This window comes from Shewanella hanedai (assembly GCF_007197645.1).
Taxonomy (GTDB): Bacteria; Pseudomonadota; Gammaproteobacteria; order Enterobacterales; family Shewanellaceae; genus Shewanella; species Shewanella hanedai.
In genome coordinates this window covers 26693-41845 of the sequence record NZ_VKGK01000034.1, presented here as the reverse complement: position 1 = coordinate 41845, position 15153 = coordinate 26693, and the positions used below count along the sequence as shown (strand labels likewise).

Here is a 15153-nt window from a genome sequence, read left to right as displayed (position 1 = left end):
TGTCGGGTATGCTCTTACTGATCGCAAGCGCTGCCAATGCATCGATACCGACGGAAAAGGTTTATAACACAGGAGAGCAGATCGAAAAGCCGATGATAATGTCTCGCTTTATTGAGATGAGTTCGGCAAGAAAGGTGCCTAACGTTAGCTTTAAAGACACCCACGGAGAGTCCATCAAGCTCAAGCAGTTCAAGGGGAAATTGGTGATGGTCAATCTGTGGGCGACGTGGTGCGCCCCCTGCATCAAGGAGATCCCGCAAATGGAGCATATCCGTCTAGTGAATGCAGACAAGGATCTTGTAATACTGCCTCTGTCGATTGACGAAGAAAGTGAAAAGGTGGCGCCATTTCTAGAGCGTCATGGGTTCGCTGATTACCAAACCTGGCTAGACCCCGACAAGAGCATCGACCGTGTTATGCCTGCTAACGTAGTTCCGGCGACTTACTTCTTCGATGGTTCTGGAAACTTAATCGGATTCTTAAGAGGATACCTAGATTGGGGAGATGCAGAGGTACAACCTTATTTGGAAAAGCTTATCGCTAAGTATGCTCATCGATAACGATTAAAAACCTATTTCAAATTCATACCTTAACCACCACAAGTGACATGACCAATGATGTCACTTCCCTTTGCAACTATTGCACATATCTATTTATGCATAACCAAATTGCTCCCGTCCGGGCATGTTCCCCTTTTCGCCGGACGGATTTTTTTCACTTCCCTCCTATAAAAACCAACGTTATACCAATCAGTATAAGAAGTTGATCTACTCAGAGTGTTTTTTGGCAAACTAATTCAAGGCGAATGGATGACATAATGGTTGTTCCCTTATGAGTTCATTCAACGCAGAAATAGGCAGCCAAAAACACTCCTTACAGGCGAGTTTTAGCGGTTCTGATGCTGTGACTCTTAAGGAACAAAAAGGAGCTTAACCCTAGTTTAACTATGCTTTTCACTCGTTGCAAACCACATGGATGTGGTGAATGTCATTAATGCAGGAGCAATTAATGACCTTGCCTCAGGACCGCTAAACTCTCGCTGAGCGATCAAATCTTTATACTGATTGGTATTAATCCTCTATCGGACGATACTCTAGAATATCTCCCGGCTGGCATTTAAGATAACGGCAAATACTCGCCAAAGTTTCAAAACGTACCCCTTTAACCTTACCCCGCTTTAACAGAGACAGGTTCGCTTCGGTAATGCCTATCTCCTTGGCGAGCTCTTTAGAACTCACCTTACGTACCGCCATCATCACATCTAAATTAACGATTATTTCCATCGACATATGGCCCTAGATAAACTCTCTGTTTTCTTCTTCAATCTCTTTCGCCGCTTTGAGTAAGTAAACAATAATTAACATCAATAAAATGGTGGTGAAGTCACCAAAATCTATCGGTAACTCAATGCTACTCTCTTTAAAAATCGACCTGTGGTAAAAACCCGTCACAAGTGGTTGCACCATTTCCAACACAAAATCGAACACTTTTAGCCATATCAACCACAGATAACAATGCATGGACTCACGACCAAAAAACAATCCTTGCTGATAATAACTAAGCAATTTTTGCAACCAATACACACCAATAAGCAGAGTGAGAAAAAGCGGTATCTGAATCGCTAGTAGTATGCCTTTACTGGCTCTTTCATCATGCCAAGCCTCGAGAAAAAGATGACTAGTCGAAAAACGGATCTCTCCTTCGATGAGGTAGCTATAACCCAGATAAACCACAACAACGGCTGTCGCGATTAAGACAAATACTCTAAAAAATCCACTGAGCTTCATCAACTGTTTCATATTGGGGTTCATTGTTATCCATTCCTTCGTCATGAGTTCGCCAATTGTATCAGACAGAAACATTTAGTTGTAATTTAATATTTAATTATCGTTTTACAATAATTATTTTATGTAATAAATTAATTAACAATTTAGACAGCCAGAACTTTTAGCCATGATATCCGCTATATTCTCGCTATCAGTGACCATTAAAAGGATGAAACAATGCTAACGAAAAAAATAATACCCACCTTGTTATGGACTGCCATTGCAGGCAGCTTATTACTCACTGGTTGTGCACAGAAACAGACGCCAGCCGCTCAAAGTCAGCAGGTACAGCAAGCCCAATTAATCCCAGTTGAGTCATTCTTTAATGAGCAAGACGTCAGTAACCTCACCGCATCCAGCGATGGTCAATGGTTGGCGTTCTCTAAAGAATATCAAGGCGCGAAAAATATCTACCTTATGCCTGCAGGTGCTAAGCTCGATGCAGCTTTTGCTATCACCACTTCAAAAGAGCCCATCAGCAGCTTTCGCTGGTCAAGTGACACCAATGACATTTTCTTCCTTAAAGATACAGGCGGTAATGAAAATACTCAGGTATACAAACTCTCACTGGATATGAGCCTGCTAAAACCCGTCGCTGAAGTGACAGCGCTCACCAATAATAATGAAGTGCAGTATTACCTACTCAGCCAACCAAAAGATCATCCCGAATCCTTAATATTGATGGCGAATCATGACAACCCTGAACAATTGGATATCTATCGTCTGGATATCGACTCAGGCAAGCTCACCAACATCTTTGCCAACACATATGGGTTCTCCCAAATAGAGATCAATAAGCAAGGCGAGCCCGTACTGGGCACCAGCAGTAATCCCGACAATACCAGCGATCTCTTTGCCAATCTAAACGGAAAGTGGACGAGCTTGATCAAAACAAAGTTTGGGGAAAGTATTAATATTTTGAACTTTGACGCAGAAAACAATCAAGCATATATCAGCGCTGATATCGACGGCAGAGATAAACAAGAGTTGCTGCGTCTGGATATGACAGACGGCAAGATCACCACGGTGCATAAAGATCCCGACAATGAATCTGATGTTTCTGAAGTGCTATTTAATGATAAAGGCGAGCCTCTAGCTGTCTCCTATTACGGCGGACGATTACGCACTTATCCCCTAAACAACACTTTTGCTCAGCATTGGGCGAAGATAAATGATCACTTCACGCAAGATGTCGAGATCACCATAACCGACAGAAATGAAAAAACAGGCCAATGGCAACTCCATGTCGCCAGCGATGTGGATATGGGCAGTGACTATCGGTATACCGCTGACACAGGTGAAGTCAGTTTACTGCTACAACAAGAAGCGATTATCGCACCTGAGCTGTTGTCTAAGCGACAATCTATCTCTTACCAATCGAGAGATGGCATCACGATTCAAGCATATTTAACCCTACCTAAGGGACAAAGCAGCAATTTGCCAACCATTATTCTTCCCCATGGCGGCCCTTGGGCAAGAGACTACTGGACCTTAAGTTCAGGCTATTTCAATCCAATAGCACAACTGTTGGCAAATCGTGGATACGCAGTGCTGCAGCCAAATTTTCGTGCATCAACAGGTTTTGGTAAACGCTTCCTCAATGCTGGTAACAAAAACTGGGGCACTGGCAGTATGCAGCACGATTTGACCGACGGAGCCAACTACTTAGTCAGCCAAGGCATCGCCGATAAGCAACGTTTAGGCATAATGGGCGCATCTTATGGTGGCTACGCAGCACTCGCTGGCGCGGCATTTACGCCCGATCTGTATCAGGCAGTGATCTCCTATGTTGGACCATCGAGCTTAATCACCTTACTGGAATCATTTCCACCTCATTTCCGCCCCTATCTTGGACAATTTTACAGCGCAGTAGGTGATCCTGAGATAGCAACAGACAGAGTCGATATGTTGGCTCGCTCTCCAATCAACTTCGTCGATAACATCAAGGCTCCCTTGATGTTGGTTCAAGGTGCTAATGATCCGAGAGTGACCCAGATTGAGTCAGATAATATCGCCAGAGTGATGTATCAGCATCAGCTTCCTGTTGAATATATTCTGGCAAAAGATGAAGGTCATGGCTTTCGTAAACGTGATAACAAGCTGGCCTATATTCTCGCTATGGAACAGTTTTTCGCTAAGCACTTAGGTGGTCGAGTCGATGAACAAGTCACACCAACACTGGCGACTCATCTCGATACACTCAGAGTGGATGTGAGTCGCTTGTAATGACAAAATGGACAATGAATTAACGTGCTGATTTAAAATGTTGTTCAGGTTAACTAACCTCCCTGAAATCTACTTAGTAGGTTCTAGGGAGTTTTTTCATTAATCAACATCCCACATCCAGCGCTTAAGTAAAGGTCTCAGTAGTAGCGTTAATGCCGCCCCCGCAAATGCAATCCACATGATATCGGTATACAACAGAGTGAAGCTTTGATGTTGCGATATCCCCAACTGCTCCGCTGAATTGTTGCCAGCAAGGAATGCGGCAATATACTCAGCAATGGCCGAACCTAAAAACCACAGACCCATCATCAATCCGACAATTTTTGTGGCTGACAACTTAGTGATCATCGATAACCCAATGGGAGAGATGCATAATTCTCCCGTGGTGTGCAATAAGTAAGCAAGTACTAACCAACCTACGGCAACCTGTTCATTACCATCAGCAAATGCCAGCCCCACCACCAAAGCTAAGAAGCCTAACCCCACCTGAATTAAGCCTAAGGCAAACTTCATTGGTGTACTTGGCGCGATCCCTTTTTGGATCATCCACTGCCAGGTTTTTGCAAAAATAGGCGCCAGTAGAATAATGAAAATGGCATTGAGAGATTGAAACATTGGGGCGGGTATCTCGACACCCAACACAACTCTATCTGTAATACGATCAGCAAATAGGTTCATCGAACTGCCCGACTGCAAGAAACAGAGAAAGAAGACCGTGGACATCATCACCAAGGTAACTGCCGCATAGAGTTTCTGTTTAACCTCAACAGATACCTCATTAATACAGTACCAAACCAACCAGACGCCCATCGCCACAAAGCTAAGAGTCAGCAGGCTGCCTACCACTTGATGATCGCCAATGATCAGTGCCACCAGCAGTACCATCACTATCGCAAACGCGTAGATCAGATGCTCTCGAGTAAGACGCCACCACATAGGCTGGGTTAACAATTGAATATTCGGTGTATCGGCGCACCCTTTTAGATAGGGCTGTCCAACCAGAAAGATCACTAAACCAAATAACATTCCGAAGCCAGCCAAAGCAAAGCCATAGGACCAACCATAAGTGAATCCTACGTAGCCACAAACGATAGCAGCCAGTGCAGCACCCAAGTTAATACCCATATAAAAAAGGGTAAATCCAGCGTCTTTTCTAGGATCATTTTTATCATAAAGCTTGCCTACTATGGTGGAGATATTAGGTTTTAAAAAACCAACACCCACAATGATGAAAGACAGTGACAGGTAAAACATGGATAACCCAGTGCTCTCTATCTTATTGCCCAAGTTATCTATATAGGCTGGCTGACCTTCAAACGCCATCCCGAAATGGCCTAAACAGAGCAAGATGGCTCCAAAAGTAACCGCACGCTTACCTCCCAGGTAGCGATCGGCCAACACTCCGCCCACAAGAGGTAAGGCATAAACCAGTGCAAAGTAATTTCCGAATATGTTTGCCGCTTCCAGATCGCTAAACAGAAAGTGATCAGTCAGGTAGAAAATCAGCAAGGCTTTTAAACCATAGAAACTAAAACGCTCCCACATCTCGGTAAAAAAGCATACATAAAGCCCTTTGGGATGCGCTAAATTCACCTCAGATCTTTTATCTGTATCTTTACGTCCTTCGATTAACTCCGCTCTACTGTTCATTGCTATTCTTCTTTTAGTTATTCGTCCTCTTAAGCTATACCCCACTCTCTTGGCGTGCTTGAAGCTAAGGTGAAAGCTTCAGTAAGAGTTGGTGAAGATTGGTGAAAGCTGTTGAAGTTTGGTGAAGGCGAGGTAAAGTGAGGGTTAACAGATGCAATCGTAGATAAAAACAACAAATAGTGGATGCAGGAGGCAGCTATCAATTACCGCTACCAATTTGCCGATCTCGAGCTCAATACCCAACTGGGTACGTTAGTTCGTCTCCAAACCCATGAGGTCAAACTGCCTTGGCTCAGCTATCGCCTGCTGTGCGTGTTATGCCACTCGGCGCCAGGGATCGTGAGCCAGCAAGCCTTGATCGAACAGATCTGGCCGGAGATCGTCGTTGGAGATGAAACCCTTAAACAGCGGGTAAAGCTCCTTCGTCGAGTATTGGATGACAACGCCGCCTCACCCACCTACATTGAAGCCATTCGCGGGCGAGGTTATCGTCTCTTGCCACATGTCGAAGTCACCGCGATCCCAGATCCCAGCCTGTCCATTAGGCTTGATCTGGCAACCGATACCCATGTTTCACCCGCAAATGGCAGCAGCTACCCGCTCTATTGGAAGATCACCTCGCTCAGCTTGGCTTGTATCCTTAGCGTGCTGACTTGTATCGCTATTCTCTACTCTTCGACCCACACAATACCCACTTCGATATCGGAAACCTTGGCAGCAAAAATCAGCAGTGGATTTGATAATGTACTCTATGAAAATGGCCTAGATTACTACCACCGATATCGAGCTGAAGATAACAAACTCGCCATTGAACTCTTTAACTCCGCCATAGAGATCAATCCCAATATGGCCAAAGCCTACGCAGGATTATCGGATGCTTATAGTCAGGGGGTATTTCAATTCAATGGTCCAGCCAAATGGCAGCAACTTGCGATCGATGCCGCCTATAAAGCGATCGCGTTAGATCCCAACCTTGCTCAGGGGTATAAATCACTGGGATTGGCTTATTACAATCGTGGCTGGTTAACGAAGGCGATATCAGCAAACTTAAAAGCGGTACAGAAGCGGGTTAACTACAACGAAGCCATGTCTAATTTAGGTTTTATTTACCGAGAGATGGGCCAACTTAAGCAAGCGCTTCACTGGATAGACAAGGCTCTGGATGCCAATCCAAGTAATAGTGTCAGCATGCTACATAAGGCACAGATCTTATTTGCCCTTGGCCAATATACCAAGGCAGATAATTGGCTAAACAAAGCACTGAAACTGCAACCTGACTCACTACTGGCCAATAACACTCAAGGTGCCAGCTTATTGCAACAAGGCCTGTTCTCCCAAGCTAAGACCCATTATCAGAACTTGCTCACACGCTACCCAGGGCAACTTGCATTCGTTGAAGGACTGGCAAGAACACATCTCTATCTGGGGGAGCTAGAACAGGCAAGGACATTGACAGATAAACTGATCCAATCTGATAACCGTCAAGTGAGAATCAAAGGTGAGCTACTCTATTATCTCGCCAGTAGTGAGCATTCAGACGAACAACTGGCTCATCTTGAGACCAAGTTTAAACATGAATTGGCACAAGGCTCAGACAGAGCCAGTGACAGTTTGGCATTAGCGCAAATCTACGCCAAAAACAGTGAACACAGCAAGAGTTACCGCTACCTTATCCAAGCGATCAATCAGGGCTTACTGGAAAAAAATCTCGTCGTGCTAGATCCAAACTTTAATGCACTAAAACTAGAAGCCAGCTTTGTGCAGCTCATTGATGAGATGGATAACCAAAGAGCACAGCAACAGTGATATCTATCTGTATCGCTATGAAGAAAGTGAGTTTTTGAAGTGAGTTCTGCATAAGGGGAAAGTTGTAATATTCAATAAATCGTTAGACCATCATTGCTGCCAATGACGGTCTAATCGAACTGGTATTTAGCTCGTTGCTAATTCAGCGTCATCCATATCTTCCAGCTTGAGTATTTTGAAGTCAAAATACGCGTAGCTTGCACTAATTAGCGGACAAACCAGATTAAAAAAGGCATAAGGTAGATACGCAATCGTCGCAACGCCTAAGGTACTGGCCATATATGCACCACAGGTATTCCAAGGCACTAGCGGGCTGGTAATAGTGGCAGAATCTTCTAATGCACGGCTTAGGTTCACCGGTGCTAACCCATATTTGTTGTATTCAACCTTGAGCATCCGGCCCGGTAAAATGATGGCAATAAACTGATCTGCGGTGATCAAGTTAGCACCAATACAACTAACAAGGGTGGTCAAAATCAAGCTGCTGCTGGATTTCACAAACACCAACATGCTCTGTAAAATTCGCTGCAGTAAGCCTGTTCGCTCCATCACACCACCAAATGCCATGGCACATAGAATCAACCATACGGTATTGATCATGCTGCCCATGCCACCTCGGCTTAACAAGCTGTCGATCATCGCATTACCCGTGTTGGCGGTATAACCATCAAACATGGCAATCCAGATCCCTTTGATTAACGCGACTGAAGGTAGCAGACTCGGATCGCCAACAAACTTGATCACATTATCAAACTGGAACAAAGCAGCACAAACAGCGCCAGCCAACGTTCCGACAATCACAGTAGGAAAAGCTGGCATCTTTTTATACGCTAAAACCAGTACCACCAACAAAGGGATGAGCAGATGTACTCCAGGTGAAAACTGAGTCTGCAGCACGGCCATAGTTTTAGCTAATTCAGCACCCGTTGCAGGGATTTCAGTATTAAAGCCCAAGAGTAGAAATCCAATCAGTGCGATAATAATACTCGGCGTAGTCGTCCATGCCATGTGTCGTATATGGCTAAACAGATCGGTTCCGGCAACAGCTGGGGCTAGGTTAGTAGTATCAGACATCGGCGACATTTTATCGCCAAAATACGCCCCACTAATAATCGCACCCGCGGTAATTTCAACATTCAGTCCCATGGCACCAGCCACACCAATAAGTGCGATACCTAAGGTGCCCGCAACCGTCCATGAACTGCCAATACTGATAGCAACCACGGCACATAATAGACATGACGCCGCGTAGAAATATTCAGGGTTTAAGATCTTCATGCCATAGTAAATCATCGTAGGTACGGTGCCCGACAGTATCCAAGTACCAATCAAAGAACCGACCGTAAAGAGTATTAGCAGCGCCCCCGTGGCCATGGAGACACTGAAAACAATCCCCTCCTCCATCTCTTTCCAGGTGTAACCATTTTTCACGCCAACGATCAACGCAACGCAGGCCGCCATGATTAGCGCGATCTGATTAGCGCCCGATGAGCTGTCTGAAGAGAAGAGATAAACGGCGCCAGTCAGCATCACCACGAGGGCAATAATGGGGAGCAGGGCATCTAATAAGCTAGGTTGCTTATGCTTTGTCTCAGGACCATTAGGGCCTTGAGTAGAATTCGAGTCTTGTTGCGGATGAGGTGCTGATTGCTGAGGATCAGTTTCTGAGGTCATCGCATTTTCCTTGTTATTGTTCTTATTTAACCTGACGAAGGATGATTCATCGCTTATCCCGATTTCAGGTTATTTAGCAGCACAAATACCATTCATCGATGGCTTTTCAATTGCGTCACAGTCGATCATCCTTACATAAAGTTAACAAGTGCGTCTACAGGCGATGACAGGAGGAAAATACCAACAGAAGCAGTCAAGATGCCATTGCAGACTATAAATTCAATATTGAGTCCAAAAGGCGGCTAATTATTCACTAATCAGAGATAAAGTTTGTAGTGGGTATCGTGTAAAATATTTCGGTTTGGGTGAGATGAACATCACTGAAAGCTAATTTTCAATTCGTTGTTAAATAAATGAGCAAAAGTTAACGCTATTGAGCACCGCGAATATCGGTTCGTTGCAACCGCAGCTATTACGGTATATTTTATTCTCAGGAATGACTTTTTAGGTGGATTTAACGAGATGGATAACCGCTATAAAATATTAGTAATAACCCTGCTAACCCTGTAATTGAGCGCATGCTCAAGTACAAAAGTAGCCAACTCCGCCACAGTGTTCGGTCAGGCAACCAGAGAAGCAACGGAGCAAAGACAGGCCGATACCCACCCTTCGAACAGAGATGAGCAAACTAGCTCACAAGATGTCACTAATGGCGTTATCAATACGGTATTTCAATTAATCGTTGACGCCCTTGGTAGTAAGTAAACGTTTAACATCTAATCTCGATAACTTAGCCGCATAAGTTTCTTTTACAGCCCCATTAAATTAGAATTACCGCAATTCAATTATTCGAACATAAGCTAAAACCTCAAGGTCTACTCATGAAACTAACTGCACTGACTCAGTCACTTTACGATCACCTTTACCGTGACATACTTCAATTCCGCTCGACTTTCGATCTGCCCAGCGAAGATGAAACGACATTGGATGATAAAGCTGACACATTGCATACGTCACTTGCGATTGAAGAGTTAACCGAGCTTGCTGAAGCCGACACGCGTATCGAACAAGCAGATGCCATTGTCGATTCTGTTTATGTACTGATGGGCCGTTTGGTTCACCTTGGCGCTTCACAGGTTAATGATCGTATTGAAATCAGCTATGTCATCGATCTTCTGCTAAATGTCGCTAAAAATCGTGAAATAGACTTTTTAACTTGTTGGGATGAAGTCCACTCAAGCAACATGAGTAAGGTCTGTCGCAATGAGAAAGAGCTCGCTGAAACCATCGAGTTTTATGCCAAGCAAGGCGTCGAGATTGTCGGTAGCCAGAAGGGTGAATTTATCATCGCCAAATGCGCTAAAGACGTCGACATGGCTGGTAAAGTGGTTCGCCAAGGCAAAGTACTCAAGTCGGTATATTACCGCCCAGCAGATCTAGCTAAGCTCGTTAAAAACTAACGTTTTTGAAAAGACTGGAAGGCACTTCGATTGAAGTGCTTTTTTGTTTATTAAAGATATTTAATCGCGATTATTCCAACTCTGACCCAATAGTTATTAAATATCACAACCTGATTAAACCAGATATAATATGATGGTTAAAAATCAGCTTTACCTTATTTTCTTCTACAGGAGCAGACAATGACAGCTTTAAGTAACTTGGCGCAAGCAGGTGTGTTATCCAACCCTACCGTACACGCCGAATACATGACCTTTGTGCTCTCTGGGACAGATAAAAGCCCTTCACCCAGCGAACACATAGGCGCCGCGCTCGCTAAGCTTGATGTCATCACCAAATCCATCAATCAAAAAGATCTCGACGCCGACCTTTCCATTAGCGTAGGTTTCTCTGCCAATGCATGGGCACCGCTGTTTCCTGACACAGCTATCCCAGCACAACTACAACCGTTCACGCCGATGCAAGATGGGAAGAGAAGTTTCCCTGCCACACCTGGCGATATCTTTTTCATGATCAAATCCAATCGCATGGATCTCAATTTTCAAGCGGCGAAACTTATCGTTCGAGACCTTGCTGCTATTGCTGAACTGATTGAAGATATTCAAGGGTATAAGTATCTCGATAACCGCGACATGATTGATTTTGTTGATGGCACTGAGAACCCTGTCGGTGACGAGCGTGTTGAAGCAGTATTAGTTTGTGAAGATATCGATATCCACCAAGGCGGCAGCTACCTCACTGTGCAACGTTATGTCGATCACCTCGATAAGTGGGAAGCACAGCACACCGAATACCAAGAGCAAGTTATTGGCCGAACTAAAATGGACAATATTGAACTCGATGATGATGTTAAACCTGCTTGGGCACACAATGCCAAGAGTAAAGTAGAAATTGATGACGTTGAAATCAAAATGCTTAGACAGAATCGTCCTTGGGGTAATGCCAAAGAGCACGGCACATTTTTTGTCGGGTTTGCCTCTACGCCTGAAATCATCAAAACGTCACTGACACAGATGATCTATGCCGATGAAAATGGCGATTATGACCGTTTATTAGACTTTGTGGATGCACAAACTGGCGGGCTTTATTTTATGCCGTCAAAGACTTTTCTAGCACTGTTCACAGATTAATTCTTGTCTGAATCTGCATGCGGAGTAAAACCTCTGCATGTATCTTCATACCAATTCGGGGTTACAAGTAAAAACACAAACATGGTTAATCATGCGTTTCTCGTAACCCCGTAATGCCAGCAAAAAAACACCCTGACATTATTCTTACTTGAGCATTTTCAAACAATCAACTTACAGGCAACCATAGCTAGTACAAAGTACTTTGAAGTTATTGCTGGTAAATCGTGGACCAACAATACTCTTACCAAAAGTGCCTCTTCTGGATGGCCCACTGACCACAGAGTTAACCTGGTTTCCGCCTGATACATATGGAGACCACGATCTAACCCAAGGCCCACCACTGGCACCATAAGTCATATTACAGCCCATACCAATTGCGTCAGTATCATCTTTAAATGACTCAGCAGCACAAGTATTACTGTATTGGCCTGAGCCCAAATTACCTGGGTAACCAAATGAAAATAAGCTTTGCTCGAAAGCTTGCCCATAAGCATATCCCAGATTGCCGACCATACCATTAGGGTTACCACTTAACCGCACTAACGCGAGATCATATTGGCGACTGCCGACATTAATCCAGTTAGTTAGAACAATCGCTCCGCCCCAATTATATTGGCCATAAGGTTTATTGCCGTATCTTTCTCCCGGCGCAAATACCAAATTAGAATGCCAACCACTTCCACGGCTATACACACAGTGAGCAGCTGTCACCAGTACGTTATTTTTCAACATTGACGCACTGCAATAGCTACTTCCACCACTAGGGGTATTGAAATAGAGCTTCCCCATGGTTCTCCATGGGTGATATTTCCAAGATTGTGAGTATTTATTTGCCGGATAACCTGTATACAGATCAGGTTTGGCAGAAGATTTAGCATCATAATCACTGGTAGTGTATTCCTCAGTAATTATCATATCTTCCAAGGCTTGCCAAGCTTCAGGGTAGAGAGCTTTGGCATCATCATTGGCTCCCGTGGGTGCCAGTTGACTGTCCCCAAAACCTGAACCAACAGAGATACTCTCTTCATGAGCCCCTTTGGTATCAACATATTCAGGCCATTCCATTGGCGTAGCCTGATCCATGTTTAACTGCTTGTTAATTAAAGCACCGACATTTTTGGGTGCTGATACTTCCATGACCTCCGATTTATTGATTAAAGATGTATTCACTAAGGATGTATCTGCACTCGCCATTCCAGAACCAAACAACAGAGGCATATATATTCCTGCACAACTAAAGATTATTACTTTATGATTAAACTTCATACCTAGCTTCCTTCTAAGTTAATTAATAATCAGTTGCATTTTATTGGTTTAGTTGTATATTCAGGATATAAACGAGTATTATATAATGGTTAGTTATCACTAACATAATTTCATCTTATCAATACCACAACCAAACCAAAGTCACATAGAAACAAACATTTAATTGAATAATGATGATTAATTCTCAACAATAATGTTAAGCACTAATTTTATCCTTTTATCATTAACAATTAATTTACTGCTAGTATTGTTACCTAGAAACTTTCGCAACGATTAAATAAAACACAATAGAAGCTTAAATTAATAATGAAAAAACCATCTAAATGTTATTATATTTATTATTAATCACTTGCCAAAATTATAATTATCAGATGCTACTGTTCGACAATAAAATCAAATGTATTACTTTATGATAATAATATAACAAAGATAAATACTTCTATTTATCGACTTTACAACTTAATATTTTAATAAAATAAATTAGACTAACCAACTAAATGCTGTCTAATTAAAAACATGATGAAAATATAGTGTCGCTATCTATAAATTTGATTAAAAAGGAAGTTTCACTGAGATGAATTCAATCACTCAACCCCCATTGGCTCAAGAGCAGGCATAGGTACTATGCAGGTTACTTGACGAGATCTGGCACCTTTTATTGCAGTATCTCAATCAGCCTGTCATCCATAAATTCGTAATCATCTGGAATATCCAACGAGATGACTTTTTGATCTCTAATAACCCTAGCGAACTTACTGCTCAACTTCTTTTTATGAGCCTTCTCCATGACAAAGATATAATCAGCCCACTGTATATCTTCGACACTGACATGCACCTCCGCATCGTTAGATACCAGCCGAATACACCTCCCAGCCTTCAACATGGCTAAAGATAGCTTCAGCCGTTGGACTCCTCAGTCTATTCTTACTGCATAGAAACAATACTTTTTTCATTCATTCTCCAAAAACAAAGTTGTAAAAGTCAAAATTAACCTAGAAATAACCAGAAAAACCAAATAAGCTAAATCAAATTAGAAAGTGTTAATCAGCCTTTATTGTGAAACTGAAGAACTGGCTTGTGCCATCATCGTTATCACTGACAAGATACCCCTGTACACCGTGTTGATTGGACGTGTCGATGGCGACAGACTCAACCTTGGTGATAACAGCTTGGCCATTATGAGTCAGCTGTTGTGCGCTCTGAGTCAGATCCAGCACCTTGATATTCCCTGTCAGTTTATCGGCAGGTAATACACCAATGAAACTTCCAAGTACTTTACCGTCTCCCACTGCAGTGTCAGTGCCTTCAACTGAAGCTGAATATACTATGCTGTTGGCTTCTGGCCAGAAATCTGCACCAGAAAGGGTCGCATCAAAACCCTTAATAGAGGGCAGTTCAATATCAACGGCGCTAAGTGAAGTTAAGCTGTCACTCTTGCCACTGATGAAGTCCATCATCTGATCTAACTTTATAGAAAAGACGATATTCTTTCCTTCGTTACCCCGATTGAACAGATAAGCCATATCATCGCTGCTTGCTACACCTTCGATATTCAGTTTTTGCTTACCTGACATACCTGACATACCTGAGGCGTCGTATAAGGATTGGTATAAAGGACTCAAGGACAATATTTGCTTACTGTGATCGCCAGCAGCCATCAATATCGCCTTCTCACGCTTACCTTTTTTGCTACCAGAACCCAATACCAAATAGCATTCCTGACCTTGGTATTTAAGCTTGGTCATAGATTCGAAGTCAGGTTTGATTTTCTTCTTCATCCGCCCTTCTGCAGGCGTTTTACTTGCAGACAAAGAGTATCGATCAACGATCTGATAATCTTTATCAACCGAAAATAACCACTCCATGTCATCACCAACCACCAGAATATTGCCATCGTTTACCACAGCACCTGAACCTGATGAGAGATGAGTATTGGTATATGGCTGACTCACCTCCATGTTCATTCCCGCAGCATTGGCACCAAAGGCGGTCACCATCATAGATATTAAGCTAATTTGAAAATATTTCATTTGTCCCCCGACAAAATAGGTAACACATAGGCACTATAACCGTGATCACAGCACCTTAAAAATCCAGGGGACATTATACTCGCCTTAGGTATTTATAAGGTGTCGGTGATATGAAAATAGATTTAGATTCTGTAACGCTTCAATACA

At 43.1% G+C, this 15153-nt stretch carries 13 protein-coding genes; 5 read left to right on the top strand and 8 right to left on the bottom strand.

Annotated elements, in window-relative coordinates; all coding sequences use genetic code 11:
- Positions 1-8 precede the first annotated feature (8 nt).
- Positions 9-560 carry a TlpA family protein disulfide reductase gene (locus FN961_RS21010; protein WP_373293463.1) on the top strand — a complete coding sequence of 184 codons (552 nt, stop codon included), beginning with the start codon at positions 9-11 and terminating at the stop codon, positions 558-560.
- Positions 561-1070: 510 nt separating this feature from the next.
- On the opposite strand, the gene FN961_RS21000 is transcribed toward FN961_RS21010, so the two are convergent.
- Together FN961_RS21000 and FN961_RS20995 are read right to left on the bottom strand one after the other, a co-directional pair.
- A complete protein-coding gene (locus FN961_RS21000; RefSeq protein WP_144042127.1) occupies positions 1071-1283 on the bottom strand; it encodes a helix-turn-helix domain-containing protein in 213 nt (70 codons plus the stop codon).
- A gap of 12 nt (positions 1284-1295) precedes the next feature.
- A complete protein-coding gene (locus FN961_RS20995) occupies positions 1296-1811 on the bottom strand; it encodes a DUF2975 domain-containing protein (RefSeq protein WP_144042126.1) in 516 nt (171 codons plus the stop codon).
- Between the two features lie 192 nt (positions 1812-2003).
- On the opposite strand from FN961_RS20995, the gene FN961_RS20990 reads away from it, so the two are divergent.
- The gene (locus FN961_RS20990; protein WP_144042125.1) at positions 2004-4052 is read left to right on the top strand and encodes a S9 family peptidase; all 2049 of its coding nucleotides are present in this window, start codon (positions 2004-2006) and stop codon (positions 4050-4052) included.
- Positions 4053-4151: 99 nt separating this feature from the next.
- Here FN961_RS20990 and FN961_RS20985 read toward each other — a convergent pair whose 3' ends face one another.
- Positions 4152-5702: a peptide MFS transporter gene (locus FN961_RS20985; RefSeq protein ID WP_144042124.1), complete on the bottom strand. Its 1551-nt coding sequence runs from the start codon at positions 5700-5702 to the stop codon at positions 4152-4154.
- Between the two features lie 183 nt (positions 5703-5885).
- Between FN961_RS20985 and FN961_RS20980 the strand changes: the two genes are divergently transcribed.
- Positions 5886-7508 (top strand): tetratricopeptide repeat protein, encoded by a 1623-nt coding sequence (locus FN961_RS20980; protein ID WP_229814762.1) that lies wholly within the window; start codon positions 5886-5888, stop codon positions 7506-7508.
- A gap of 126 nt (positions 7509-7634) precedes the next feature.
- On the opposite strand, the gene nhaC is transcribed toward FN961_RS20980, so the two are convergent.
- Complete coding sequence (nhaC, locus tag FN961_RS20975; protein ID WP_144042123.1) at positions 7635-9182, bottom strand: Na+/H+ antiporter NhaC; 1548 nt, start codon at positions 9180-9182, stop codon at positions 7635-7637.
- A gap of 821 nt (positions 9183-10003) precedes the next feature.
- Here nhaC and FN961_RS20970 point away from each other — a divergent pair.
- Positions 10004-10582, top strand: a complete 579-nt coding sequence (locus tag FN961_RS20970; protein WP_144042122.1) for a nucleoside triphosphate pyrophosphohydrolase family protein — start codon at positions 10004-10006, stop codon at positions 10580-10582.
- 180 nt (positions 10583-10762) lie between these two features.
- Positions 10763-11710 (top strand): Dyp-type peroxidase, encoded by a 948-nt coding sequence (locus FN961_RS20965; protein ID WP_144042121.1) that lies wholly within the window; start codon positions 10763-10765, stop codon positions 11708-11710.
- Between the two features lie 171 nt (positions 11711-11881).
- On the opposite strand, the gene FN961_RS20960 is transcribed toward FN961_RS20965, so the two are convergent.
- From FN961_RS20960 to FN961_RS20950, 4 genes are all read right to left on the bottom strand, one after another.
- Positions 11882-12976: a trypsin-like serine peptidase gene (locus FN961_RS20960; protein ID WP_144042120.1), complete on the bottom strand. Its 1095-nt coding sequence runs from the start codon at positions 12974-12976 to the stop codon at positions 11882-11884.
- 655 nt (positions 12977-13631) lie between these two features.
- Positions 13632-13811 carry a hypothetical protein gene (locus tag FN961_RS26095; protein WP_229814763.1) on the bottom strand — a complete coding sequence of 60 codons (180 nt, stop codon included), beginning with the start codon at positions 13809-13811 and terminating at the stop codon, positions 13632-13634.
- Positions 13812-13821: 10 nt separating this feature from the next.
- Positions 13822-13929, bottom strand: a complete 108-nt coding sequence (locus FN961_RS26090) for an arsenate reductase/protein-tyrosine-phosphatase family protein (RefSeq protein ID WP_229814764.1) — start codon at positions 13927-13929, stop codon at positions 13822-13824.
- 87 nt (positions 13930-14016) lie between these two features.
- On the bottom strand, positions 14017-15006 hold the full coding sequence (locus tag FN961_RS20950) for a DUF6929 family protein (protein ID WP_144042119.1): 990 nt from the start codon (positions 15004-15006) through the stop codon (positions 14017-14019).
- Positions 15007-15153 lie beyond the last annotated feature (147 nt).

What these genes read in the sequence shown, in the direction of transcription:
- FN961_RS20950 (WP_144042119.1), bottom strand. Translation starts at nt 15,006, where the DNA reads ATGAAATATTTTCAAATTAGCTTAATATCTATGATGGTGACCGCCTTT.
- FN961_RS20995 (WP_144042126.1), bottom strand. Translation starts at nt 1,811, where the DNA reads ATGAACCCCAATATGAAACAGTTGATGAAGCTCAGTGGATTTTTTAGA.
- FN961_RS20985 (WP_144042124.1), bottom strand. Translation starts at nt 5,702, where the DNA reads ATGAACAGTAGAGCGGAGTTAATCGAAGGACGTAAAGATACAGATAAA.
- FN961_RS20980 (WP_229814762.1), top strand. Translation starts at nt 5,886, where the DNA reads ATGCAGGAGGCAGCTATCAATTACCGCTACCAATTTGCCGATCTCGAG.
- FN961_RS20965 (WP_144042121.1), top strand. Translation starts at nt 10,763, where the DNA reads ATGACAGCTTTAAGTAACTTGGCGCAAGCAGGTGTGTTATCCAACCCT.
- FN961_RS20960 (WP_144042120.1), bottom strand. Translation starts at nt 12,976, where the DNA reads ATGAAGTTTAATCATAAAGTAATAATCTTTAGTTGTGCAGGAATATAT.
- FN961_RS26090 (WP_229814764.1), bottom strand. Translation starts at nt 13,929, where the DNA reads ATGAAAAAAGTATTGTTTCTATGCAGTAAGAATAGACTGAGGAGTCCA.
- FN961_RS21010 (WP_373293463.1), top strand. Translation starts at nt 9, where the DNA reads ATGCTCTTACTGATCGCAAGCGCTGCCAATGCATCGATACCGACGGAA.
- FN961_RS20990 (WP_144042125.1), top strand. Translation starts at nt 2,004, where the DNA reads ATGCTAACGAAAAAAATAATACCCACCTTGTTATGGACTGCCATTGCA.
- FN961_RS21000 (WP_144042127.1), bottom strand. Translation starts at nt 1,283, where the DNA reads ATGGAAATAATCGTTAATTTAGATGTGATGATGGCGGTACGTAAGGTG.
- nhaC (WP_144042123.1), bottom strand. Translation starts at nt 9,182, where the DNA reads ATGACCTCAGAAACTGATCCTCAGCAATCAGCACCTCATCCGCAACAA.
- FN961_RS20970 (WP_144042122.1), top strand. Translation starts at nt 10,004, where the DNA reads ATGAAACTAACTGCACTGACTCAGTCACTTTACGATCACCTTTACCGT.